Below are 21,364 nucleotides of genomic sequence, written 5' to 3'. Positions count from 1 at the left end.
GGGCGGGGCCGAGGGGCTGGCGTCAGCCCTTGACCGCCCCGGACATGGCGAACGAGCCCCCGGAGAACCGCTGCACCAGCAGGTACAGCACGAGCACGGGGACGGAGTAGAGCAGGGAGAACGCCGCGAGCCGGCCGTAGGCGACCGTGCCGTAGGTGCCGAAGAAGCTGTAGATCGCGACGGCCGCGGGCTGGTTGACCGGCGAGAACAGCAGCACGAACGGGACGAAGAAGTTCCCCCAGGCCTGCGTGAACACGAAGATGAACACCACGGCGATGCCCTGACGCATCAGCGGGACCACGATCCGGCGCAGGGCGGTCATCGACCCGGCGCCGTCCACCCACGCGGCCTCCTCCAGGGACACCGGCACGGAGTCCATGAAGTTCTTGGTCATCCAGATCGCCATCGGCAGGGACGTCGCGGCGAGGAAGAACACCGTGCCGGGCACCGAGTCGAGCAGGCCCAGGTTCACGAACAGCGCGTAGACCGGGACCATCATCGCGGTGATCGGCAGGCAGGTGCCGAACAGGATGAGGTAGAGGAACGACTTGCGGAACCGCATCTGGTAGCGGGACAGCGGGTATGCCGCCAGCACCGACGCGATCACGGTGAGGACGGCGGTGCCGCCCGAGATCACGGTGGAGTTCCACAGCGGCCGGAACGTCTGGTCCCAGGTGAGGATCTCGGTGAAGTTGTCGGTCGTCACGCTCTCGGGGAGCTTGACCGACACCGTGGCCGCCGGGTCGAGCGACGCCAGCACGATCCACGCCAGCGGGACGAGGAACGCGACGCCCACGAGGACGAGGGCGAGGTTCACGAGCGCCCGGCCGGTCCGCCGGCGCGGGGAGGCCACGGACGGGACGCGCCGCGCGCGCCGGGGCCCGGCGGCCGCCGTGGCGGTGGGGGCGGTGAGCGCGGTCATCAGTCGACCTCCGGCTTGAGCACGCGGATGTACACGATCGAGAACACGGCGCCGACCAGCAGGGTCACCGTGGCGATGGCGGTGCCGTAGCCGACCTGGGCGAACTTGAACGCCTCCTGGTAGGCCAGCACCGGCAGGGTCGAGGAGTCGGTGCCCGGGCCGCCGCCGGTCATCACCCAGATCAGGGTGAACACGGCGAGGGTCTGCAGGGTGGTGAGCATGAGGTTGGTGGAGATGGACCGCCGGATCATCGGCACGGTGATCCGGAAGAACCGCTGCGGCCCGGTGGCGCCGTCGATCGCGGCGGCCTCCGTGATCTCGGGCGGGACCTCGGACAGCGCCGCGCCGTAGACCATCATCGAGAAGGCGGTGCCGCGCCAGATGTTGGCCAGGATGACCGCCAGCATCGGGACCGAGATCAGCCACGTGGGGCCCTCGAGCCCGAACCAGCCGAGCACGTTGTTCAGCGTCCCGTCCGTCGAGAAGAACGCGTAGAGGGCGAACGCGGCGACGATCTCCGGCAGCACCCACGCCACCACGACGATCGCGGACGCCACGGCCCGCACCGGCTTCGCGGCGGCGCGCAGCAGCAGGGCCAGCGCCATGCCGAGCACGTTCTGCCCGATGACGGCGGACGCGCCGACGAACACCACCGTGAGGACGACGGCCTTCCAGAACCCGTCGTCGCCGAGCAGGGCCGTGTAGTTGTCGAGCCCGATGAACTGCGGGTTCGCGGCCTTGTAGCCGGTCAGCGCCTGGTTGGTGAGCGAGCCGTAGAACGACCACAGCACCGGCCCGGCGAGGAACACGAGCATCAGGACGACCGCGGGCAGCAGCGGCAGCAGCCGCAGCGCGGTCCGGCCGGGCCGCCGGCGGGTCCGGGACTGCCCCGGGCCCGCCGCCGTCCCGGCGATCGTGGCGGACGTCATCAGCCCGCGGCCTCCGTCGCGTCCTCGCCGACGATGGAGACGAGGCCCTCGTCGTACGCGGCCGCTGCCTCCTCCGGCGTGGCCTGCCCGGTCGCCACGGACTCCGCCGCGACCTGGATGTTGGAGGAGATCTGCGAGTAGTCCGGGGTGGCCGGGCGGAAGTGCGTGTACTCGACCAGGGAGCTGAAGAACTCGAACGACGGGTTGTAGCTCAGGTACTCCGGGTCCTCGGCGACGTCGGTGCGCACGGCGATCTGGCTGTTCTCGGTGTCGTACTTCAGCGAGTTCTCGCGGTTCAGGGCCACCGAGATGAAGTCGAACGCCGCCTGCGGGTCGCCGGCGTGCGCGCCGACCGCCAGCGTCCAGCCGCCGGACATCGAGGTGAAGCCGGGCTCCTGCCCGTCCTGGGTCGGCATCGCGGCCATGCCCATGGTCTGCTCCCACTCGGGCCAGGCGTTGTCGCCGGTGATCCAGCCGCCGGGCAGCCACGAGCCGTCGACCGCCATGGCGAGCTTGCCCTGCGGCAGCAGCTCGGTGGCGACGCGCGCACCGACCGACGAGTCGAGCGCGATGTCGAGCGACGGGGCCAGGCCCTCGGAGTAGATGGTCTCCAGGAAGGCGAGCGAGTCGACGAAGCCCTGCGAGCCGGTGAGCCACTTCTGGCTGTCGGCGTCGTAGAGCTCGTCCTCGGTGCCGTACATCAGCATCTCGAAGCCCTGCATCGTGGTGGCCTCGCCGGCTGCCTTGCCGGAGTAGACGTTGATCGGCGTGACGTCGGGCAGCTTCTCCTTGATCGTGCGGGCCGCGGTGAGGATGTCGTCCCAGGTCTCGGGCTGCCAGTCGGTCGGCAGGCCGGCCTGCGCGAACAGGTCCTTGTTGAAGTAGATGCCGCGGGTGTCCGTGCCCATGGACACGCCGTAGACCTTGCCGTCGTCGCCGAGGCCGGCCTCCCGCGCGGTGTCGGGGAACTGCTCCCAGTCCTCCCACGCCTCGACGTACTCGTCGATCGGCTGCAGGTAGCCCGCCGCCGCGTCGGAGCGGATCTGGAACGTGTCCTCGTAGATGACGTCGGGCGCGGTGTCCGCGGACCCGTTCATCAGGGCGAGCTTGGTGAAGTACTGGTCCTGCTCGGCCTCGATCGCGACCAGGTCGACGGTCATGCCCTCGTTGGCGGACTCGTACTCGGTCTTCGCCTTCTGCAGCAGGTCGTCGAGCTGCACGAACTGCGCGGTCTTCTGGTAGGCGACCGTGATGGTGGTGTCGTCGCCTCCGCCGCCCTCGTCGCCCCCGCTGCTGCACGCGGCGAGCGCGAGGACGAGGACACCGGTCGTGGCGATGGGGATCTGCAGACGCATGGATGCTCCTTTGCTCCACGTGCACCGTCCGGGCGGCGCTGCCGCGGACGGGATAACTACATCGACTCGATGAATTGCTGTCAAGGGGTGCGGTCGACCCGTGACGCAACCGTGACGAACCCGGACGAACCGCCGCGCCGACCTCGACATGTCAAAGATGTTTGACATCGCAGCCCGGCCCGGCCTACGGTCATGTCAAACATCTTTGACATCAGGAGGCAGCGTGTCGTTCCGGGAGCAGAACACCTGGGCGTACCTCGTCATCGCGGTGCTCGGCTACGCGACCTACCTCGCGGTCGTCCTGTCCCGGCTCGACGGCGGCGCACTCCCCGACGTGGCGTACGTCGGCCCCCTGCTCGCGAGCGTCGGCGGCGCGCTCCTCGCCGGCATCGTCGCCGGGATGGTCCTCGGCGCTGCGGCCCGCGGCGAGCGCGCCTCGCAGGACGAGCGGGAGCGGCAGATCGACCGGCTCGGCGAGCACGTGGGGCAGGGCTTCCTGGTCCTCGGCGGGGTCGGCGGGCTGGCCCTCGCACTGGCGGACGCGGACACCTTCTGGATCGCGAACGTGCTCTACCTCGGCTTCGTGCTCTCCGCGGTGCTGTCCGCGACCGCCCGGCTGGTCGCGTTCCGGCGGGGGTTCGGGCCGTGGTGAGGCCGACGTCCGTCACGAACACGATCCGGGCGCTGCGCGCCGAGCGCGGGCTGACGCAGGCGCAGCTCGCCGAGGTCCTCGGCGTCACGCGGCAGACCGTCATCGCCGTCGAGCAGGGGCGGTACTCCCCCTCCCTCGAGCTGGCGTTCCAGATCGCGCGCGCCCTGGGGCGGCCGATCGACCAGGTGTTCTTCTACGAGACGGACGGAGGTGCGTCATGAGGGCTGTGGTGCGGGAGCGGTACGGGGACTCGTCGGTGCTCCGGGTGGTCGACCGGGAGCTGCCGCCGCCGACGGCGGACGGCGTGCTGGTCCGGGTGGCCGCCGCCGGGGTCAACATGGGCGACTGGCACCTGATGACCGGGCTGCCGTCCGTGGCCCGCCTGGCGCTCGGCGTGGGCCGGCCGCGGCGGCCGGGGCTCGGCATGGACCTGGCCGGCACCGTCGAGGCCGTCGGCCCGGAGGTCACCGACCTGCGCGTCGGCGACCGGGTGGTCGGCTGCGGCGACGGGGCGTTCGCCGAAATCGCGGCGTCGCGGGAGCGCCGGCTCGCCGTGCTCCCGGCCGGCGTCCCGTCCGAGGCGGCGGCCGCCGTGCCCACCGCGGGCACCACCGCGCTGCACGCGCTGCGCAGCGGCCGGGTCGCGGCGGGCTCCCGGGTGCTCGTGCTCGGCGCCGGCGGCGGGGTCGGCTCGCTCGCCGTGCAGCTCGCGGCGCGGGCCGGGGCGCACGTGACCGCTGCCGCGTCGCGGGGCAAGCTGGACGCCCTCCGGGCCCTCGGCACCGCCACGGTGGTCGACCGCGACGACGCCGCGGCCCCCGGCACCGGCTACGACGCCGTGCTCGTCACCGGCGGGCTCACCCCCCTGCGCGACCTGCGGCGGCTCCTCGCGCCGCGCGGGGCGCTGGTGCTCGTCGGCTCCGAGGGCGGCGGCACCGTCGTGGGCGGCGGGCTCGCGCGGCAGGCCCGGGCCGCGCTGCTCGACCCCCTGGTGCGGCACCGGCTGCGCAGCGTCGTGTCGCGGGAGAACCCCGCGGACCTCGCGACGCTCCGGGACGCGCTCGCGGACGGCAGCCTGGTCCCCGCGGTCGAGCGCAGCTACCCGCTGCACGAGGCCGGCGCCGCGATCGACCACCTGGCGGCCGGTGCCGCGCGCGGCAAGGTCGTGCTCGCGGTCAGCTGACCAGCAGCAGGTCGGACGGGCGCGGCGTGAACGCCCGGCCCAGCAGGATGCACCCCGCGCCGACGGCGGCGACCTGCGGGCCGAACGCCGACGACGCCACCGTCACCCCGTGCCCGCCGGGCACGGGGTGCGCGGCCACCTCCGCCTCGAGCGCCACGGTCGCGTGCGGCGCCACGCGGTCCCACAGCGGGCCGCCGACCAGCACGGCGCCCACGTCGAGCAGGTCCGTGAGCACGCCCGCCGCCATCGCGACCCGTCGCCCCGCCAGCCGCAGGACGTCGCGGGCGGCGGGGTCTCCGGCGTCGGCCGCCGCGCACAGCGCCGTCACCGCGTCGTCCACGGTGCGGGGGTCGGTGCCGTCCCCCCACCCGGGCAGCGGCACCCCGGCGGCGCGCCCCTGCTCCGCGAGCGCCTCGGCACGCAGCACCGCACCGAGGCACCCGCGCCGACCGCACCAGCAGCGGGCGCCGTCCGGGTCGGCGATCAGGTGCCCCGACTCCCCCGCGTTCCCCGAGATCCCGCGCACCACCTCGTCCCGCAGGACCGTCGACACCGCGACGCCGGTGCCCAAGTAGAAGAACACGAAGTCGGACGCGTGCTGCCCGTCGTGGTGCCACAGGTGCGCGCACGCCGCCGCGATCACGTCCTTGTCCAGCACCGCGAGCAGGCCGGTCCGCTCGGCCACCGCGTCCCGCAGCGGCACGTCGTGCCACCCGGGCAGGTGCGGCGGGTCCAGCACGACCCCGGCCTCCACGTCGATCGGGCCCGGCGCGGCGATGCCCACCCCCAGCACGCGGTCGCGGTCCACGCCGGCCCCGTCGATCAGCCCCTCGATCTCCGCGACCAGGCCGTCCAGCACCGCGCCCGGGTCCTCCGGCACCGGCGTGGGGCGCTGCGCCCGGGCCACCACCGCACCCGACAGGTCCAGCAGCACGAAGGTCATGGTCGCCGGGTCCAGGTGCACCCCGACGGCGTACCGGCTGAGCGGGTTGAGCCGCAGCAGCGTGCCCGGGCGCCCCGGGCCGGACCGGACGGCCTCGCCCTCCTCGACGACCAGCCCCAGGTCCAGCAGCCGGCGCGCGACGTTGGTGACGGTCTGCGCCGACAGACCCGTGCGCCGGGCGACCTCCGCGCGCGCCAGCCCGTCGCCGGCCCGCCGGATCGCGTCGAGCACGACGGTCTGGTTGAAGTCGCCCATCCGGGGCAGGTTCGTCCCGCGACGCATGCCTGCCCTCCCGTCGACCGGCCGGCCCGCGCGGCGGTGCGCAGGGGGCGGTGCGATGCATTATGGCCGATCACCCGGCGCGTGCGGCGAGGCCGCCGCCACTCGGGTGAATCCGGGGGCGACGGCCTCGTGCTGCTGATCCGGCTCAGTGGGCGAAGTGCCGCGTCCCGGTCAGGTACAGCGTCACGCCCGCCGCCCGGGCCGCCGCGACGACCTCCTCGTCGCGCACGGACCCGCCGGGCTGGACGACCGCGCGCACGCCGGCGTCGAGCAGCACCTGCAGGCCGTCCGCGAACGGGAAGAACGCGTCCGAGGCCGCGACGGCGCCGCGCGCCCGCTCGGCGTCCCCGGCGTTGGCCCGCTCGACCGCGAGCCGGCAGGAGTCGACCCGGTTGACCTGGCCCATGCCCACGCCCACCGACGCGCCGCCGTCGGCGAGCAGGATCGCGTTCGACTTCACCGCGCGCACCGCCCGCCACGCGAACGCCAGGTCCGCGAGCGTCACCCCGTCGGCCGCGTCCCCGGCCGCGAGGGTCCACGTCGCCGGGTCGTCGCCGGGCGCGTCGACGCGGTCGACCTGCTGCATGAGGAGCCCGCCGCTCACCGGGCGGATCTCGACGCCGCCGGACGGCGCGCCGTCGACCACGAGCAGCCGGATGTTCTTCTTGCGCTGCAGGATCTCCAGCGCCTCGGGCTCGTAGGCGGGGGCCACGACGACCTCGGTGAACACCTCGGCGATCTGCGCGGCGGCGGCCGCGGTGACCGTGCCGTTGGCCGCGATGACGCCCCCGAACGCGGAGACCGGGTCGCACGCGTGCGCCTTGGCGTGGGCGTCGGCGATGTCGCTGCCGACCGCGATGCCGCAGGGGTTGGCGTGCTTGATGATCGCGACGGCCGGGCCCTCGTGGTCGTGCGCGGCACGCCAGGCGGCGTCGGCGTCGACGTAGTTGTTGTAGCTCATCGCCTTGCCGTGCAGCTGCTGGGCCTGGGCCAGCCCGGCGGGACCGTGCCCCGAGGTGTAGACGGCGGCGCGCTGGTGCGGGTTCTCGCCGTAGCGCAGCACGTCCGACCGCTCCCACGTCGCGCCGACCCACGCGGGGAAGCCCGTGCCGACGCCGTCGACCTCGTCGGTGGTCGTCGCGACGTTGCCCATCCAGGACGCGACGGCGACGTCGTACGTCGCGGTGTGCACGAACGCCTGCGCGGCGAGCCGGGTGCGCTCGGCGAGCGTGAAACCGCCGGCGCGCACGGCCTCGACCACGGCCCCGTACCCGGCGGGGTCCACCACGACCGCGACGCTGGGGTGGTTCTTGGCCGCCGCGCGGACCATGGACGGGCCGCCGATGTCGATCTGCTCGACGCACTCGTCGGGGGTCGCGCCCGAGGCCACCGTCGCGGTGAACGGGTACAGGTTGACCACGACCAGCTCGAACGGGGCGACGCCGAGCTCGTCGAGCTGGGCGAGGTGCTCCGGCCGGCGGGTGTCCGCGAGGATGCCCGCGTGCACCCGCGGGTGCAGCGTCTTGACGCGGCCGTCCAGGCACTCCGGGAAGCCGGTGAGGTCCTCGACCCGGGTCACCGGGACGCCCGCGGCGGCGATCGTGCCGGCGGTCGAGCCGGTGGACACCAGCTCGACTCCAGCCTCGTGCAGCGCGGTGGCGAGCTCGACGAGCCCGGACTTGTCGTAGACCGACAGCAGCGCCCGGCGCACGGGGCGGCGGGTGGCGTCGGCGGCCGGGTCGGCGACGGTCGGGAGCGGGGCGAGGTCGTGGGACATGCGGTCCTCCGGGTCGGGCGGGCACCACGGGGGTGCCACGGTGTCAGGACCCGAGCACCCAGGCGAACGGTGCGACGGCGGGACTGCTGCGGCCGCTCCCCGGTGGTCAGTTCCACCTCGCGCCAGTCACGACCGGGGTCGAGCCTACCCGAGCCCGACGGTGACCTCCCGGCCCTCGACGCGCATCCCGTCCGCGACGATCCGCCCCACCCAGTCGACCAGCAGCTTGCGCTCGGCCACCTTGATCCGCTCGTGCAGCGTCGCCTCGTCGTCCCCGTCCAGCACGGGGACCGCGACCTGCGCGACGACCGGCCCGGTGTCCACGCCGGCGTCCACCACGTGCAGGGTGCAGCCGGTGACCTTCGCGCCGAACGCCAGCGCGTCCCGGACGGCGTGCGCGCCGGGGAACGACGGCAGCAGCGCCGGGTGCGTGTTCACCACCCGGGCGGGCCACCGGTCCAGGACGGGCGCGCCGAGGATCCGCATGAACCCCGCGGAGACGACCAGGTCGGGCCGGAACACCCCGATCGCGTCGGCCAGCGCCGCGTCCCACGCCGCACGGTCGTCGAAGTCGCCGGGGGCGACCACGGCCGCCGGCACCCCCGCGTCCCGGGCGAGGGCGAGCCCCCCGGCGTCCGCACGGTCGGAGACGACCCCGACCACCCGCGCCGGGTACCCGTCCTCGGCGTGGGCCGCGAGCAGGGCGGCCAGGTTGGTGCCGCCGCCGGACACCAGGACGACCAGGCGGCCGCCCGTGCGGGTGGCGGGACGGGGTGCGTCGGGGGCAGTCATGGGCGGAACCCTAACCGGCCCGCCCGCCCGTGCGGCCGCCGGGAGCGGATGCGCGAGAATGCTCGGGTGAGCAACCCGTACGCCCCGCCCGCGACGGACCGCAGCGCCGGTCCGGGCGTGGACGCGCCCGGGACCGCACCCGGCTCGGACGTCCCCGGCACCGCCCGGGAGCCCGGCACGCCCGCGCCGCCGCCCGACCCCGAGACCCTGGCCCGCGTGGGCCGCCTGGTGCGGCACTTCGGCGTGTGGCTGGTGGCCGGCGTCGCGGCGAGCCTGCTGCCGCTGCCCTGGCAGGCGGCGACCGTGCTGTTCCTGGTCGGCGCCGTGCTCGCCGGCGCCCGGGCCCTGCGCACCGTGGCGGTGGCCCGGCTGCGCGGCGGCCTGCTGCCGATGCTCGTCGGCGGGCTGCTGCTCACGGGCCTGCTCCTGGCCGGGATGCTGTCGTCGCTCGTCGCGTGGGGACCCGTCACGGACCGCCAGCGCTGCCTCGAGGGCGCGCTCACCGAGTCGGCGCGGGCCACGTGCGAGCGGGACTACCGGCAGGCGGTCGAGCAGATGACGGGGCTCGCGACGGCGCCCTGAGCGTCGTCGAGCGGTCGTCGCCCTGCCGTCGAGCGGTCAGCCGGCCGTGTCCCCCGGCGCCGGGGAGGCGGCGGTGCCGGCAGCGTCGCCCTCGTCGTCGGCGGTCCGGCGCCGGACCGCGCCCGACGCGCCCCCGGCCGCGCGCCGCGCCGCCGCCACCACGCCCGCCCGCACGTGCGGGTCGCCCGGCAGCAGCACGACCAGCGCGCCGATCGCGACCCCGGCGGCGACCGCCAGCCCGACCAGCACCGGCGCGGGCCCGAGGTCCGCCATCCGGCCGGGCCCGATCCCGCCGTGGGCGAGGGCCGCGAGCACCAGCGCGCCCAGCCCGGCGGTCGCCGCGGCCGTCAGCCCGGCGACGAGCGGGTCGAGCGCGCGCACGGTCACGAGCCGCTTGCGCAGCACCGCCGCGACCACCGCCCCCGCCAGCACCGTGACCACCGGGACGACGACCAGCACGCCGCCCACGACGTCCGGCGCCGGCAGCGCACCGAGCAGCGGCACCGCGGGCAGGGCGCCGGCGTGCACGTCCCCGACGCTGAACAGGGTGTCCGTGCCCACCGCGAAGCCCGGCCCGGCCAGCCACGCCAGCGCCCACAGCACCAGCGTCGGCACGTAGGCCAGCTCCGCGAGCGCCAGCACGATGCCGCCGACGGCGTCCAGCCGCAGCGACCCGACGATCTCCGCGATCGCGCTGCGCCCCGTGAGCACCCACGCCGTCGCGAGCAGGGCGGCGAGCAGGACCAGCGCGGCGAGCGCCGTCGTCCCCGCCGCGACGCCGTGCGCGACCGGCTCGGGCAGCCGCGCCCGCACGGGCTCCAGCACGTCCCGCAGCCGGGGCGCCTCGGGCCGCCACAGCAGCCCGGCGCCCAGGCCGAGCACCGCCACGACCGCCCCGCCGAGCAGGCCCGCACCGAGGTGCAGCAGCGACGTCCCGGTGGCGAGGCCGACGACCAGGACGACCCCCACGTACGCCGCGACCCCGGCGCCGAGCGCGGACCGGGTCGCGTACCCCGAGCGCCGGGCGGAGGCGTAGCAGCCGAACACCGCGAGCGCCGTCAGCCCCAGCGGCACGAGCGTCACGCTCGGCGCGAGGGTCAGCGGCACCCCGTGCCCGAGCAGCCACAGCCCCGCGGCGACGGACACCGCCCGCGTCCACGGGATGCCGGACGTCGCCGGTGCGGCCGAGGTGGCGACGTACGCGGCCACGGCCGGCAGCACCACGACGAGCAGGGACAGCAGGGCCGCCTGCAGGCCGGCGAGCATCCCGCCGACCCAGCGCGGCGCACCGTCGAGGTCGCTGGTGAAGAACCGCGGCGTCCCGGCGTCCTCGAGGACGCGGCGGCGCTGCCGGCTCCCGAGGGTCCCGGGAGCCCGGCCGTCGGGGCGGGTGCCGGGTGCGCTGCTCACCCCCTCATGGTCGCCGCCGCGCGCCCCGGGGACGCCGAACCGCCCCGGCGCGGCGCGGATGGCGTCGCGCACAGGGCGGTCCGGGTGGTGCGGGCGGGGGTGCCCCCGTCGCGCTGGGTCAGGAGAGCAGCGCCCGGGCGAGCTCGGCGGTCTCGGTCGGCGTGGTGCCGACCTTCACCCCGGCCGCCTCGAGGGCCTCCTTCTTCGCCTGCGCGGTGCCCGCGGAGCCCGAGACGATCGCGCCGGCGTGGCCCATCGTCTTGCCCTCCGGGGCGGTGAAGCCCGCGACGTAGCCGACGACCGGCTTGGTCACGTGCTCGCTGATGTACGCGGCGGCCCGCTCCTCGGCGTCGCCGCCGATCTCGCCGATCATCACGATCAGGTCGGTCTCCGGGTCCGCCTCGAACGCCGCGAGGGCGTCGATGTGGGTGGTGCCGATGATCGGGTCACCGCCGATGCCGACCGCCGTCGAGAACCCGAGGTCCCGCAGCTCGTACATCATCTGGTAGGTCAGCGTGCCGGACTTCGAGACCAGGCCGATGCGGCCCGGGCCGGTGATGTCCGACGGGATGATGCCGACGTTCGACTTCCCGGGGCTGATCAGGCCCGGGCAGTTCGGGCCCAGCAGGCGCACGCCCTTGGCCTGCGCGTACGCGAAGAACTCCGCGGTGTCCGCGACCGGGACGCCCTCGGTGATGATCACGATGAGCGGCACGCCCGCGTCGACCGCCTCGATGACGGCGGCCTTGGTGAAGGCCGGCGGCACGAAGATGACCGACACGTCCGCGCGGGTGGCCTCGACGGCCTGCTGCACGGAGCCGAACACCGGGATCGCGACGGTGAGGCCCGAGCCGTCGCCGCGCGGGAACTCCACGCTGGTGCCGGCCTTGCGGGGGTTCACGCCGCCGACGACGGTGGTGCCGGACGCCAGCATGCGGGTGGTGTGCTTGCTGCCCTCGGACCCGGTCATGCCCTGCACGATGACCCGGGAGTCCGCAGTCAGGAAGATCGCCATGGTTCGCTGTCTCTCGTCTCTGAGGTCGGTGGTCAGGCGGTCGCGGCCAGGCGGGCGGCCTCGGCGGCGCCCCCGTCCATGGTCTCGGCCAGCGTGACGAGCGGGTGGTCGGCGTCGCGCAGGATGCGGCGGCCCTCGACGACGTTGTTGCCGTCGAGGCGCACCACCAGCGGCTTGGTCGCGTGGTCGCCCAGGATGCCGAGCGCCGCGACGATGCCGTTGGCGACCGCGTCGCACGCGGTGATCCCGCCGAACACGTTGACGAACACGGCCTTGACCTGCGGGTCGGACAGGATGATGTCCAGCCCCGCGGCCATCACCTCGGCCGAGGCACCGCCGCCGATGTCCAGGAAGTTCGCCGGCTTCACGCCGCCGTGCTGCTGCCCGGCGTACGCGACGACGTCCAGGGTGCTCATGACGAGCCCCGCGCCGTTGCCGATCACGCCGACCTCGCCGTCGAGCTTGACGTAGTTGAGGTCCTTCTCCTTGGCGCGCGCCTCGAGGGGGTCCGCCGCGGCGGCGTCCTCGAGGGCCGCGTGGTCGTCGTGGCGGAACTCGGCGTTGCCGTCGAGCGTGACCTTCCCGTCGAGCGCGATCACCTCGCCGTCCTCGGTGAGCACCAGCGGGTTCACCTCGACGAGCGTGGCGTCCTCCTCGCGGTAGACGTCCCACAGCTTCTGCAGCACCGCGGCGACCTTCGGCGCGACCTCGGCGTCGAAGCCGGCGGTGGCGACGATCTCGTCCGCCTTCGCCTGGTCGATGCCCACGCGCGGGTCGACGGCGACCTTCGCGAGCGCCTCGGGGCGCTCCACCGCGAGCTGCTCGATCTCCATGCCGCCCTCGACGCTCGCCATGGCGAGGTACCGACGCTCGGCGCGGTCGAGCAGCAGCGAGAAGTAGTACTCCGTCGCGATGCGGGCGCCTGCCGCGATCATCACGCGGTGCACGGTGTGGCCCTTGATGTCCATGCCGAGGATCTCGGCCGCGCGCTGCTCGGCCTCCTCCGCGGAGCGGGCGAGCTTCACACCGCCCGCCTTGCCGCGCCCGCCGGTCTTCACCTGCGCCTTGACGACCACCACGCCGGTCGCGCCGTCGGCGCCCAGCAGGGTCTCGGCCGCGGCCCGCGCCTCGGCGGGTGTCGTGGCGACGATCCCTCCCAGGACGGGTACCCCGTGCTTCTCGAACATGTCGCGTGCCTGGTACTCGAACAGGTCCACCTGCTGCGGTCCTTCCCTCGCCCTGCGCCCCCCGGAGGGGTCCGGCTGCTCTGCCGCGGACGATCGTAGCCCGGCCCGGCACAAGTATCTCCACGTCGAGATATGTGACGCGGGGCGCATGGCCGACGCGCCTCCCCGCGCGGCGGCACGGGCGCCCCGCGCGCGGACCTGCCCCCCCCGACGGGACTGCGCCCGGTCCACGGGACTGCGCCCGGTCCAGGGGGCGCACTCCCGCGCGACGGGCGCGGTCTCGTGTGGAACCGCGGGCGGGGCGGGCCGGCGGGCGAACGGTGCGTCAAGGCGGGTTGACACCCGCGCATCGTGTCAAGCAGGATTGACGCATGACGAGCACCGAGCGCCCCGACGACGCCGCCGGCACCCTGGCCGCCGCAGCGGCCGGCGACCCCACCACCGGGCTGCGCGCCGTGCGCTCCCTGCGCGTGCTCGCCGACCGGCTCGAGACCCTCCAGGTGGCCCGGGCCCGCGAGCTCGGCTGGTCCTGGCAGGACATCGCGGACGCGCTCGGCGTCAGCCGCCAGGCCGTCCACCAGAAGCACCACCGCCGCTGACCCCCGCACGACCGAGGAGACCGTCATGTTCGAGAGGTTCACCACCGGCGCCCGGCAGTCCGTCGTCCAGGCGCAGGAGATCGCCCGCGACCTGGGCGACCCCCGCATCACGCCCGCCCACCTGGTCGTCGCGGTCGCCTCCGTCGACGACCCGGCCGCGGCCGCCCTCGCGGCGCACGGAGCGGACCGGCAGATGCTGCTGGACCGGTTCGACCGCGACGGCCTCGACGCCGAGGCGCTCGCCGCGCTGGGCATCGACCTGGACGCGGTGCGGCGGCAGGCGGACACCGTGTTCGGCGCGGGCGCGCTGGACCGGGCCGACACGCGCGGCCGCCGCCCGACCGGGCACCTCCCGTTCACCCGGGAGGCGAAGAAGAGCCTGGAGGTCGCGCTCCGCGAGGCGATCCGGCTCGGGCACAAGCGGATCGAGGCGGGGCACGTGCTGCTCGCCGTGATCCGGCTGACCGACACGGACGGCCACGCGCTGCTGCTGCGGTGCGGCGTCGACCCGCGCGCGCTGGCGGCGGACGTCACGTCCCGGATCTCGGCGAGCACCGCGGCCTGACCGCCCCGCGCGGCGGCCCGGGGGTCAGGCGGTCGGGACCGGGTAGCCCTCGGACGGCTGCACGACCACGAAGCCCGGGCCGTGGAAGGCGTACTGGAACGCCTCACCGGAGCCGCCGCGCAGCATCGAGCTCATGTTCATGCTGGACACCACACCGGGCGTGAGGTTCGCCGACCAGCACACGGCGGCGTTCGGGTCCACGAACGTCGGCTGCTGCGAGCAGTCCAGGATCATCGGCTGGCCGTGCGACGTGAGGGCGACCATGCCGTGCCCCTGGATGAGGGTGTTGAAGAACCCGCCGGTCATCATGCCGGCGCCCTTGGTGCGGTGGATGTCCCACTGCAGCTCCGCGTCGAGCACCAGCAGCGACGAGCCGCCGACGCTGATCGCGTCGCCCTCGAGCTGCAGCAGGAAGACGTGCTCGGCGGCCCGCGCGAAGAACACCTCACCGGGGCCGGACACCCGCATCAGCGCCTGGTCGTCGGCGCTGACCGCGCGCTTCACGAACCGGGCGAGCGAGCCGGACGACTCGTGGTGGAACTGCACCTGGCCCTGGTGGGCGACCATCGCGCCCTTCGCCGCGAGCACGTCCGGGCCGAGCGTCACCTTGAGCATCTTGTCGCTCTGGAGGGCGTAGCGGTCGGCGGTCTGGACCTCGGTGTTGGCCTGGTCGAAGAGGGGGCTGCGCATCACCCGATCATGCCCGAGACGCGTCCCCGGGTCGTCCGCCTCGCGACGGATCCGCCTCAGAGCTTCGTGACCGGCGAGTACCGCAGCAGCAGCCGCTTCGTGCCCTCGGTGCCGAAGTCCACCTTCGCCACCGCGTTCGGGCCGCCGCCCTCGACCAGCACCACGGTGCCCAGGCCGTACGCGTCGTGCGTCACCCGGTCGCCGACGGCCAGCGTCGGGATGGCCGAGTCCGGGCGCGGGGTCGCGGAGCCGAACGTGGCCCCGCCGGAGCCGGGGGCCTTCTTCGGGGCGGAGTCGGCCGCGCGGGAGGCCGCCGAGCTCTTCTTCCAGCCGCCGCCGGAACCACCGGAGCCGCCGGAGCCGGAGCCGTAGCCGCCGGAGCCCGACGCGTACCCGGACCGGCCGCCGAGGAACCCGCCCGGGCCGCGGAGCCGGTCGTTGCTCGACTCCCGCCGGCGCCAGTCCAGCAGCTCGTCCGGCAGGTCGTCGAGGAACCGGCTCGGCGGGAACTCGTTCGGCACGCCCCACGCGGTCCGCACCGCGGCGCGCGAGATGTACAGGCGCTGGCGGGCGCGGGTCAGGCCGACGTAGGCCAGGCGCCGCTCCTCCGCGAGCTGGTCGGTGTCCGCGAGCGACCGCATGTGCGGGAACGTGCCGTCCTCCATGCCGGTGAGGAACACCACGGGGAACTCCAGGCCCTTCGCGGTGTGCAGCGTCATGAGCGTGACGACGCCCTGGTCCGGCTTGGCGTCGTCCCCGCCGTCGTCGGACGGGATCTGGTCGGAGTCGGCCACGAGCGACACGCGCTCGAGGAAGTCCGCGAGGTCCCCCTCGGGCTCCGCCTGCTCGAACTCGCTGGCGACGGCGTGCAGCTCCGCGAGGTTCTCCACGCGGGTCTGGTCCTGCGGGTCCTCGCTGGCGCGCAGCTCCGCGAGGTAGCCGCTGCGGTCGAGGACGACGCTGAGGATCTCGGACGGGCCGGCACCGGAGTCGGCCAGCCCGCGCAGGTCGGACATCATCTCCGCGAACGCCCGCAGCCCGGTGACCGCGCGGGTGCCGAGCCCCGGCACCTCGTCGACGCGGTCGAGCGCGGCGCCGAACGAGATCCGCTCCCGCTCGCCGAACGCCGCGACCATCGACTCGGACCGGTCGCCGAGACCCCGCTTGGGCACGTTGAGGATCCGGCGCACGTTCACGTCGTCGTCGGGGTTCGCGATGGCCCGCAGGTACGCGACGGCGTCCTTGATCTCGCGCCGCTCGTAGAAGCGCGTGCCGCCGACGACCTTGTACGGCAGGCCGACCCGGATCAGCACCTCTTCCAGCGCGCGGGACTGCGCGTTGGCTCGGTAGAAGATCGCGACGTCGCCGGGCCGCACGCCGTCGGAGTCGCCGAGGCGGTCGATCTCCTCCGCGACGAACCGCGCCTCCTCGTGCTCGTTGTCCGCGACGTAGGCGACGATCTTCGGGCCGGAGCCGGAGTCGGTCCACAGTCGCTTCGCCTGGCGGCCCGGGTTCCGGCTGATGACGGCGTTGGCGGCGGACAGGATGTTCTGCGTGGAGCGGTAGTTCTGCTCCAGCTTGATGGTCGTGGCGTCCGGGTAGTCGGCCTCGAACTCCATGATGTTGCGGATGCTCGCGCCGCGGAACGCGTAGATCGACTGGTCGGCGTCGCCCACGACCGTGAGCTCGCCGCGCGGGACGTCGCCCTCGTCGGACCCTGCGCCGGCGAGCTCCCGGACCAGGACGTACTGGGCGTGGTTGGTGTCCTGGTACTCGTCGACCAGCACGTGCCGGAACCGGCGCCGGTAGTGCTCGGCGACCGCCGGGAACGCCTGCAGCAGGTTGACCGTCGTCATGATGAGGTCGTCGAAGTCGAGGGCGTTGGCCTGCCGGAGCCGCTGCTGGTACCGGGTGTAGACCTGCGCGAGCGCCTGGTCGAAGTCGTTCCCGGAGGACCCGCCGGAGGTCGAGGCGAACTCGTCGGGGTCGACCAGCTCGTCCTTGAGGTTCGAGATCTTCGACGCCAGCGCCTTCGGCGGGTAGCGCTTCGGGTCGAGGTCGAGCTCCCGGGCCACGAGCGTGAGCAGCCGCTGCGAGTCGGCCGCGTCGTAGATCGAGAACGACGACCGCAGCCCGAGCGTGGCGGCCTCCCGGCGCAGGATCCGCACGCACGCCGAGTGGAACGTCGACACCCACATCGCCCGCGCGGACGGCCCGACCAGCGACGCGACGCGCTCGCGCATCTCCGCGGCGGCCTTGTTCGTGAAGGTGATCGCGAGGATCTCCCCCGCGCGCGCCTGCCGCGTCGCCAGCAGGTGCGCGATCCGGTGCGTCAGGACGCGCGTCTTGCCGGAGCCGGCGCCCGCGACGATCAGCAGCGGCCCGCCGTGGTGCAGCACGGCCGCGCGCTGCTGCGGGTTCAGCCCCACCAGCAGCGCGTCCGCGTCGACCGACGGGGCACGGCGGGATCCCGTGTCGCGGGGGTGGTCGGCCGGCTGGTCGGCGGCAGGCCCACCACCTGCGGCGTCGTCCCGGGCGTCCGAGCGCGGCGGCACGGCGGCCGGCAGGCGGCCCAGGTCGGACAGGGCGAGGCCGGGCAGGTGGGGGCTGGGGAGGTTCTCGAAGAGCGACGTCATGGCAGGAACAAGCCTAGGCTCCTCCACCGACACCAGCGGCCGCCGTTACCAGCGGCCGCCGTCATCGGTACACCTCACGCCGGTGGGCCACGCGCACCACCAGCACGGTCAGCACGTCGTCGTGGATCGCATACACGACCCGGTAGTCGCCGGTGCGGACACGCCACTCGCCGTCGCCGCCGACGAGCTTCTTCGCCCCGGGGGGCCGGGGGCTCTCGGCCAGCAGCTCGACGGCCGCGGCGACCCGCGCACGCGCCGGGGGGTCGAGCTTGCGCAGCTCGCGGACGGCCGCCGGCGCGAGCTCGATCCGGTACCGCCGCCCCATCAGGCGAGCCCGAGGTCCGCCTTGACCTGCTCCCACGGGACCGGCGGGGCCCCGGTCGCCGTCATCTCCTCGCGCGCTGCGGCCGCGGCGGCGAGGTCGGCGAGCTCCTCCGCGGCCTCGAGCAGGCGGTCCAGGTCGTCGGCGTCGATCACGGCCGCGACCCGCCGTCCGCGGCGCGTCAGGTACACGGGGTCGTGCGCGACGCGCGCCGTGTCGACGACGTCGGCGAGCCGGCTCCGCGCCGAGGACAGGGAGATCTCGCTCATACCCGCCAGAGTACGCGAGAACGTACAGGACCGACCGAGATGTACAACTCGCGCCAGGGCGAGACCGCCTCAGGTGACGGCCAGGCCGACCACCCACGCCAGCGTCGCGACCAGCGCCCCCGCCAGCTCGATGAGGATCGTGATCCCCGTCGCCTTGATCGCCGCGACGGTGGCCCGCCACGCCTCCGGGTGCCCGTGCCGCTCCTGCAACCGCTCGGCGAGGTACACCCCGCCGACGAAGCCGACGGGCAGCCCGACCACCGGGATGACGAAGAACCCGACGACGCCGAGCAGCCCGCCCCACCCGAGGGTGCGGTTCCGCAGCCCGGTGCGGGTCAGGTACCGGCCGGCGACGAGGTACTTCGCGACCCCCGACACGACGGTGGCCGCGACGGCGACGCCGAGCACGACCCACGCGGCCGTCCCGCCCGTCACGACCGCCCAGACGGCGACGGCGCCGAGCACGACGAGCGCGCCCGGCAGCACCTGCACCACGACCCCGAGCAGCCCGACCAGGATCGCCAGGCCGACGAGGACCTCGCCGGGACCGCTCACGCGCTCAGCGCCACAGCACGGCGACGAGGATGTTCACCACGGTCAGGCCCAGGGTGGCCCCGACCAGCCCCTTCGTCACCTTGTCCGGACGCCGCGTGCCGTACCAGACGAGGCCGGTGACGACGAGAGCGACGACGAGCTTGACGCCGATCTTCGCGTTGTCCGGCGGCTCGAGGTCGCCGACCTCGGCCGACCGCAGGCCGACCATGACCAGGCCCGTCACCAGCGCCGTCAGCGCGCCGTGCAGCGCCCCCTTCGGGAACGCGGGCGTCCGCAGCGTCACCAGGCAGCCGCCCAGCACGATCGCCCAGCCGATCAGGTGCAGCACGACCAGCAGGCCGTACACGATGTCCATGCTCAGATCTCTCCCTCGGTGCTCGCGCGCCGCGTCCGGGCGCCGTCACGAGGATCCCACGCCGGCCGGAGCCGCCCGGCGCCGGCGGGCGCGACGCGTCACAGCAGGCGCCGCGCCGCCGCCCAGCGCGTCAGCTCGTGCCGCGACGAGAGCTGGAGCTTGCGCAGCACCGCGGACACGTGGGTCTCGACCGTCTTGATGGAGATGAACAGCTCGCCCGCGACCTCCCGGTAGGAGTACCCGCGGGCGATGAGCCGCATGACCTCCCGCTCCCGGGCGGACAGCCGGTCCAGCTCGTCGTCGCCGGTGGCCACGTCGCCCGCCGCGGTGCCGAACGCGTCGAGCACGAAGCCGGCGAGCCGCGGGGAGAACACGGCGTCGTCGCCGGCCACGCGGAGCACGGCGTCGCAGAGGTCCGGGCCGGAGATCGCCTTGGTGACGTAGCCGCGGGCGCCGGCCCGGATCACCGCGACGACGTCCTCGGCGGCGTCGGACACCGACAGCGCGAGGAACCGCGTGCCGCCGAGCAGGTCGGTGCAGGCCTTGATCACCTCGGCGCCGCCACCGCCGTCCCCGCCGGGCAGGTGGACGTCGAGCAGCACGACCGGGGGGCGCGTGGCGCGCACCACCTGCACGGCCTCGTCGACCGTGCTGGCCTCGCCGACCACCCGCACCCGGTCGTCGAGCGAGGCCTTCACGCCCGCGCGGAACATCAGGTGGTCGTCGACCAGCACCACGTCGACCGGAGCGTCACTCATGCCTGCATCGTCCTCTCGTCCTGCGCCCTGCCGGGCTGGTCAGGGGTGGCGCCGCCCTCGGCCGCGGCCGGGGCCGCCGCCGCGTGCTGCACCGGCATCCGCAGCCGCACCTCGGTGCCGCCGCCGTCCTTGCACACGACCGTCGCGCGGCCCCCGCGGCGGCGCACGCGCCCGAGGATCGACTCGCGGACCCCGAACCGGTCGGCGGGCACCGCGTCGGGGTCGAAGCCGTCGCCGCGGTCCCGCACGAACACCTCGATCTCCTCCGGCCCGGCCTCCAGGTACAGGGACACCGGCGGGCGGCCGTGGCGCACCGCGTTGAGCAGTGCCTCGCGCGTGGCCTGCAGCAGCGCGTCGGTGCTCGCGTCCGGCTCGGCGTCGCCGACGACGACGGTCTCGATGGTGACCGCCTCCCCGTCGGGCCCGGTGCGCGTGTCCTCGATCTCGGCGACGATCGCCGCGAGCACCGCCGCCACGGAGGTGCCGGGCTCCGGGCGGTCGTCGTACAGCCACGCGCGCAGCTCGCGCTCCTGCGCGCGGGCCATCCGCGCCACCTCGGTGGGGTCGTCGGCGCGGGCACGGATCAGGGCGAGGGTCTGCAGCACGGAGTCGTGCAGGTGCGCGGCGATGTCCGCCCGCTCGGACTCCCGGGCGCGGGCGGCGCGCTCGTCGCCGAGCTCGCGGACCAGCCGCAGCCACCAGGGGGCGAGCACCAGCGCGACGCCGCCGAGCACCGCGACCGCCGCGATGGTCGACTGCACCAGCGCGCCGGGCGCGGCCTCCTGCCCGACGAGCAGCAGCACCCCGACGCCGGCGATGACCAGACCGCCCGCGAGCCGCAGGATGCTCACCGGCCCCCGGGCGCCGCGCCGGCCCCGCTGCACGGCGTCGAGCTGGCTCCACGCGAGCGCGGCGCCGGCGACGAGCAGCAGCACCGGCACGACCCAGCTCCCCGCGAGGTCGGTGCCCGTCCGGGCGATGAGCATCGCGGCGGCCCCGGCGAGCAGCGCGACCCCGACGGCGATCTCCGTCCACGGCAGCCGGCGCAGCCGCAGGACCGTCTCGCTCTCCTGCGGACGCGCCAGCCGGGACAGCGCGGCGGGCCGCTCGGCCCCGGCGACGGCCAGCGGGTCGCCGACGGGGATGGTCACCCACCAGAACACGTAGAGCCCCGCGCCGATCCCGCCGAACGGCGTCAGCAGCACGAACAGCAGCCGCACCAGGCGCACGGACACGTCCAGGTGCAGCGCGAGCCCGGCCGCGACGCCGCCGACGACGCGGCCACGGTCCGGGCGGCGCAGCGGCAGGCGGGACGGGAGCTCCATGCCCCGATCGTCACACGTCCACGGCTCCCCGGACCCCCGCCCGGGCCAGGATCAGGGGCGGCCGGGGCACATTCAGGGGCGGGTCAGGGGGGTACCCGATGCCGCCGGGGGTGCTCGGGCGGCCAGGATCGAGCCATGACGAACGACAGCGCCGACCTCGGGTCGGGGACCGGCACGCCGCCCGGCGGCCCCGGAGCCCGGGGTCGCGGCCCCCGCCCGCGCCCGCTCTCTCTTAACCACATCACCCGCCCCGCCCGCGCG

The 21,364-nt window shown here is 74.9% G+C and carries 23 protein-coding genes and 1 riboswitch; of the genes, 6 read left to right on the top strand and 17 right to left on the bottom strand.

All coding sequences use genetic code 11. The features are described 5' to 3' along the window. Positions 1-22: 22 nt before the first annotated feature. From KJP73_RS16220 to KJP73_RS16210, 3 genes are read right to left on the bottom strand one after another with little or no spacing between them, the layout of a single operon-like run. On the bottom strand, positions 23-922 hold the full coding sequence (locus tag KJP73_RS16220) for a carbohydrate ABC transporter permease (RefSeq protein WP_213283918.1): 900 nt from the start codon (positions 920-922) through the stop codon (positions 23-25). Then, positions 922-1,851, bottom strand: coding sequence for a carbohydrate ABC transporter permease (locus KJP73_RS16215; protein WP_213283917.1), 930 nt, complete (start codon positions 1,849-1,851; stop codon positions 922-924). Before KJP73_RS16215 ends, KJP73_RS16220 begins: the two co-directional genes overlap by 1 nt. Then, positions 1,851-3,206 (bottom strand): extracellular solute-binding protein, encoded by a 1,356-nt coding sequence (locus tag KJP73_RS16210; protein WP_213283916.1) that lies wholly within the window; start codon positions 3,204-3,206, stop codon positions 1,851-1,853. Before KJP73_RS16210 ends, KJP73_RS16215 begins: the two co-directional genes overlap by 1 nt. Positions 3,207-3,429: 223 nt before the next feature. On the opposite strand from KJP73_RS16210, the gene KJP73_RS16205 reads away from it, so the two are divergent. From KJP73_RS16205 to KJP73_RS16195, 3 genes are read left to right on the top strand one after another with little or no spacing between them, the layout of a single operon-like run. Next, a complete protein-coding gene (locus KJP73_RS16205) occupies positions 3,430-3,858 on the top strand; it encodes a hypothetical protein (RefSeq protein WP_213283915.1) in 429 nt (142 codons plus the stop codon). After that, positions 3,852-4,079 carry a helix-turn-helix transcriptional regulator gene (locus KJP73_RS16200; RefSeq protein WP_213283914.1) on the top strand — a complete coding sequence of 76 codons (228 nt, stop codon included), beginning with the start codon at positions 3,852-3,854 and terminating at the stop codon, positions 4,077-4,079. The genes KJP73_RS16205 and KJP73_RS16200 overlap by 7 nt, the downstream gene beginning before the upstream one ends. Next, positions 4,076-5,041: an NAD(P)-dependent alcohol dehydrogenase gene (locus KJP73_RS16195; RefSeq protein WP_213283913.1), complete on the top strand. Its 966-nt coding sequence runs from the start codon at positions 4,076-4,078 to the stop codon at positions 5,039-5,041. The genes KJP73_RS16200 and KJP73_RS16195 overlap by 4 nt, the downstream gene beginning before the upstream one ends. Here KJP73_RS16195 and KJP73_RS16190 read toward each other — a convergent pair. The 3 genes from KJP73_RS16190 to purN all read right to left on the bottom strand — a co-directional run bounded on the left by KJP73_RS16190 (position 5,034) and on the right by purN (position 8,835). Next, on the bottom strand, positions 5,034-6,266 hold the full coding sequence (locus KJP73_RS16190) for an ROK family transcriptional regulator (protein ID WP_213283912.1): 1,233 nt from the start codon (positions 6,264-6,266) through the stop codon (positions 5,034-5,036). The genes KJP73_RS16195 and KJP73_RS16190 overlap by 8 nt on opposite strands. A gap of 145 nt (positions 6,267-6,411) precedes the next feature. Then, the gene (purH, locus tag KJP73_RS16185) at positions 6,412-8,043 is read right to left on the bottom strand and encodes a bifunctional phosphoribosylaminoimidazolecarboxamide formyltransferase/IMP cyclohydrolase (protein WP_213283911.1); all 1,632 of its coding nucleotides are present in this window, start codon (positions 8,041-8,043) and stop codon (positions 6,412-6,414) included. 49 nt (positions 8,044-8,092) lie between these two features. Beyond that, positions 8,093-8,183, bottom strand: a riboswitch (ZMP/ZTP riboswitch). Positions 8,184-8,187: 4 nt separating this feature from the next. After that, a complete protein-coding gene (gene purN / locus KJP73_RS16180; RefSeq protein WP_213283910.1) occupies positions 8,188-8,835 on the bottom strand; it encodes a phosphoribosylglycinamide formyltransferase in 648 nt (215 codons plus the stop codon). A gap of 66 nt (positions 8,836-8,901) precedes the next feature. Between purN and KJP73_RS16175 the strand changes: the two genes are divergently transcribed. After that, positions 8,902-9,417 carry a hypothetical protein gene (locus KJP73_RS16175; RefSeq protein ID WP_213283909.1) on the top strand — a complete coding sequence of 172 codons (516 nt, stop codon included), beginning with the start codon at positions 8,902-8,904 and terminating at the stop codon, positions 9,415-9,417. 36 nt (positions 9,418-9,453) lie between these two features. Here the strand turns inward: KJP73_RS16175 and KJP73_RS16170 are convergent, their stop codons facing one another. From KJP73_RS16170 to sucC, 3 genes are all read right to left on the bottom strand, one after another. Then, positions 9,454-10,827, bottom strand: a complete 1,374-nt coding sequence (locus KJP73_RS16170; protein WP_213283908.1) for a cell division protein PerM — start codon at positions 10,825-10,827, stop codon at positions 9,454-9,456. A 118-nt stretch (positions 10,828-10,945) separates the two neighbouring features. Further along, a complete protein-coding gene (gene sucD / locus KJP73_RS16165) occupies positions 10,946-11,842 on the bottom strand; it encodes a succinate--CoA ligase subunit alpha (protein WP_213283907.1) in 897 nt (298 codons plus the stop codon). Positions 11,843-11,874: 32 nt separating this feature from the next. Further along, the gene (sucC, locus tag KJP73_RS16160; protein ID WP_213283906.1) at positions 11,875-13,059 is read right to left on the bottom strand and encodes an ADP-forming succinate--CoA ligase subunit beta; all 1,185 of its coding nucleotides are present in this window, start codon (positions 13,057-13,059) and stop codon (positions 11,875-11,877) included. Positions 13,060-13,400: 341 nt separating this feature from the next. On the opposite strand from sucC, the gene KJP73_RS16155 reads away from it, so the two are divergent. Both KJP73_RS16155 and KJP73_RS16150 read left to right on the top strand, forming a co-directional pair. Beyond that, positions 13,401-13,628 carry a helix-turn-helix domain-containing protein gene (locus KJP73_RS16155; RefSeq protein ID WP_213283905.1) on the top strand — a complete coding sequence of 76 codons (228 nt, stop codon included), beginning with the start codon at positions 13,401-13,403 and terminating at the stop codon, positions 13,626-13,628. Positions 13,629-13,653: 25 nt separating this feature from the next. After that, positions 13,654-14,193 (top strand): Clp protease N-terminal domain-containing protein, encoded by a 540-nt coding sequence (locus tag KJP73_RS16150; protein WP_213283904.1) that lies wholly within the window; start codon positions 13,654-13,656, stop codon positions 14,191-14,193. 24 nt (positions 14,194-14,217) lie between these two features. Here the strand turns inward: KJP73_RS16150 and KJP73_RS16145 are convergent, their stop codons facing one another. The 8 genes from KJP73_RS16145 to KJP73_RS16110 all read right to left on the bottom strand — a co-directional run bounded on the left by KJP73_RS16145 (position 14,218) and on the right by KJP73_RS16110 (position 21,103). After that, positions 14,218-14,883: an AIM24 family protein gene (locus KJP73_RS16145; RefSeq protein ID WP_213283903.1), complete on the bottom strand. Its 666-nt coding sequence runs from the start codon at positions 14,881-14,883 to the stop codon at positions 14,218-14,220. A gap of 56 nt (positions 14,884-14,939) precedes the next feature. After that, positions 14,940-17,519, bottom strand: a complete 2,580-nt coding sequence (gene pcrA / locus KJP73_RS16140) for a DNA helicase PcrA (RefSeq protein ID WP_213283902.1) — start codon at positions 17,517-17,519, stop codon at positions 14,940-14,942. Between the two features lie 61 nt (positions 17,520-17,580). Beyond that, positions 17,581-17,844 carry a type II toxin-antitoxin system RelE family toxin gene (locus tag KJP73_RS16135; protein ID WP_213283901.1) on the bottom strand — a complete coding sequence of 88 codons (264 nt, stop codon included), beginning with the start codon at positions 17,842-17,844 and terminating at the stop codon, positions 17,581-17,583. Then, complete coding sequence (locus tag KJP73_RS16130; protein ID WP_213283900.1) at positions 17,844-18,110, bottom strand: type II toxin-antitoxin system Phd/YefM family antitoxin; 267 nt, start codon at positions 18,108-18,110, stop codon at positions 17,844-17,846. Before KJP73_RS16130 ends, KJP73_RS16135 begins: the two co-directional genes overlap by 1 nt. Before the next feature lie 69 nt (positions 18,111-18,179). Next, positions 18,180-18,665 (bottom strand): DUF456 domain-containing protein, encoded by a 486-nt coding sequence (locus KJP73_RS16125; RefSeq protein WP_213283899.1) that lies wholly within the window; start codon positions 18,663-18,665, stop codon positions 18,180-18,182. 4 nt (positions 18,666-18,669) lie between these two features. Next, a complete protein-coding gene (locus tag KJP73_RS16120; RefSeq protein WP_213283898.1) occupies positions 18,670-19,020 on the bottom strand; it encodes a hypothetical protein in 351 nt (116 codons plus the stop codon). Positions 19,021-19,118: 98 nt separating this feature from the next. After that, positions 19,119-19,778 carry a LuxR C-terminal-related transcriptional regulator gene (locus tag KJP73_RS16115; RefSeq protein WP_213283897.1) on the bottom strand — a complete coding sequence of 220 codons (660 nt, stop codon included), beginning with the start codon at positions 19,776-19,778 and terminating at the stop codon, positions 19,119-19,121. Next, positions 19,775-21,103 carry an ATP-binding protein gene (locus KJP73_RS16110; protein WP_213283896.1) on the bottom strand — a complete coding sequence of 443 codons (1,329 nt, stop codon included), beginning with the start codon at positions 21,101-21,103 and terminating at the stop codon, positions 19,775-19,777. The genes KJP73_RS16115 and KJP73_RS16110 overlap by 4 nt, the downstream gene beginning before the upstream one ends. Positions 21,104-21,364: the final 261 nt, after the last annotated feature.

Source organism: Cellulomonas hominis, from assembly GCF_901521055.1.
GTDB lineage: Bacteria > Actinomycetota > Actinomycetes > Actinomycetales > Cellulomonadaceae > Cellulomonas > Cellulomonas endometrii.
Note: the sequence above shows the minus strand (reverse complement) of the source record. Positions and strands in the feature narration are given on the sequence as shown.

Excerpts from the sequence above, each read along its gene's own strand:
- KJP73_RS16220 (WP_213283918.1), bottom strand. The coding sequence starts at position 922 with ATGACCGCGCTCACCGCCCCCACCGCCACGGCGGCCGCCGGGCCCCGG.
- KJP73_RS16215 (WP_213283917.1), bottom strand. The coding sequence starts at position 1,851 with ATGACGTCCGCCACGATCGCCGGGACGGCGGCGGGCCCGGGGCAGTCC.
- KJP73_RS16210 (WP_213283916.1), bottom strand. The coding sequence starts at position 3,206 with ATGCGTCTGCAGATCCCCATCGCCACGACCGGTGTCCTCGTCCTCGCG.
- KJP73_RS16195 (WP_213283913.1), top strand. The coding sequence starts at position 4,076 with ATGAGGGCTGTGGTGCGGGAGCGGTACGGGGACTCGTCGGTGCTCCGG.
- KJP73_RS16190 (WP_213283912.1), bottom strand. The coding sequence starts at position 6,266 with ATGCGTCGCGGGACGAACCTGCCCCGGATGGGCGACTTCAACCAGACC.
- purH (WP_213283911.1), bottom strand. The coding sequence starts at position 8,043 with ATGTCCCACGACCTCGCCCCGCTCCCGACCGTCGCCGACCCGGCCGCC.
- purN (WP_213283910.1), bottom strand. The coding sequence starts at position 8,835 with ATGACTGCCCCCGACGCACCCCGTCCCGCCACCCGCACGGGCGGCCGC.
- sucD (WP_213283907.1), bottom strand. The coding sequence starts at position 11,842 with ATGGCGATCTTCCTGACTGCGGACTCCCGGGTCATCGTGCAGGGCATG.
- KJP73_RS16155 (WP_213283905.1), top strand. The coding sequence starts at position 13,401 with ATGACGAGCACCGAGCGCCCCGACGACGCCGCCGGCACCCTGGCCGCC.
- KJP73_RS16150 (WP_213283904.1), top strand. The coding sequence starts at position 13,654 with ATGTTCGAGAGGTTCACCACCGGCGCCCGGCAGTCCGTCGTCCAGGCG.
- KJP73_RS16145 (WP_213283903.1), bottom strand. The coding sequence starts at position 14,883 with ATGCGCAGCCCCCTCTTCGACCAGGCCAACACCGAGGTCCAGACCGCC.
- pcrA (WP_213283902.1), bottom strand. The coding sequence starts at position 17,519 with ATGACGTCGCTCTTCGAGAACCTCCCCAGCCCCCACCTGCCCGGCCTC.
- KJP73_RS16135 (WP_213283901.1), bottom strand. The coding sequence starts at position 17,844 with ATGGGGCGGCGGTACCGGATCGAGCTCGCGCCGGCGGCCGTCCGCGAG.
- KJP73_RS16130 (WP_213283900.1), bottom strand. The coding sequence starts at position 18,110 with ATGAGCGAGATCTCCCTGTCCTCGGCGCGGAGCCGGCTCGCCGACGTC.
- KJP73_RS16120 (WP_213283898.1), bottom strand. The coding sequence starts at position 19,020 with ATGGACATCGTGTACGGCCTGCTGGTCGTGCTGCACCTGATCGGCTGG.
- KJP73_RS16115 (WP_213283897.1), bottom strand. The coding sequence starts at position 19,778 with ATGAGTGACGCTCCGGTCGACGTGGTGCTGGTCGACGACCACCTGATG.
- KJP73_RS16110 (WP_213283896.1), bottom strand. The coding sequence starts at position 21,103 with ATGGAGCTCCCGTCCCGCCTGCCGCTGCGCCGCCCGGACCGTGGCCGC.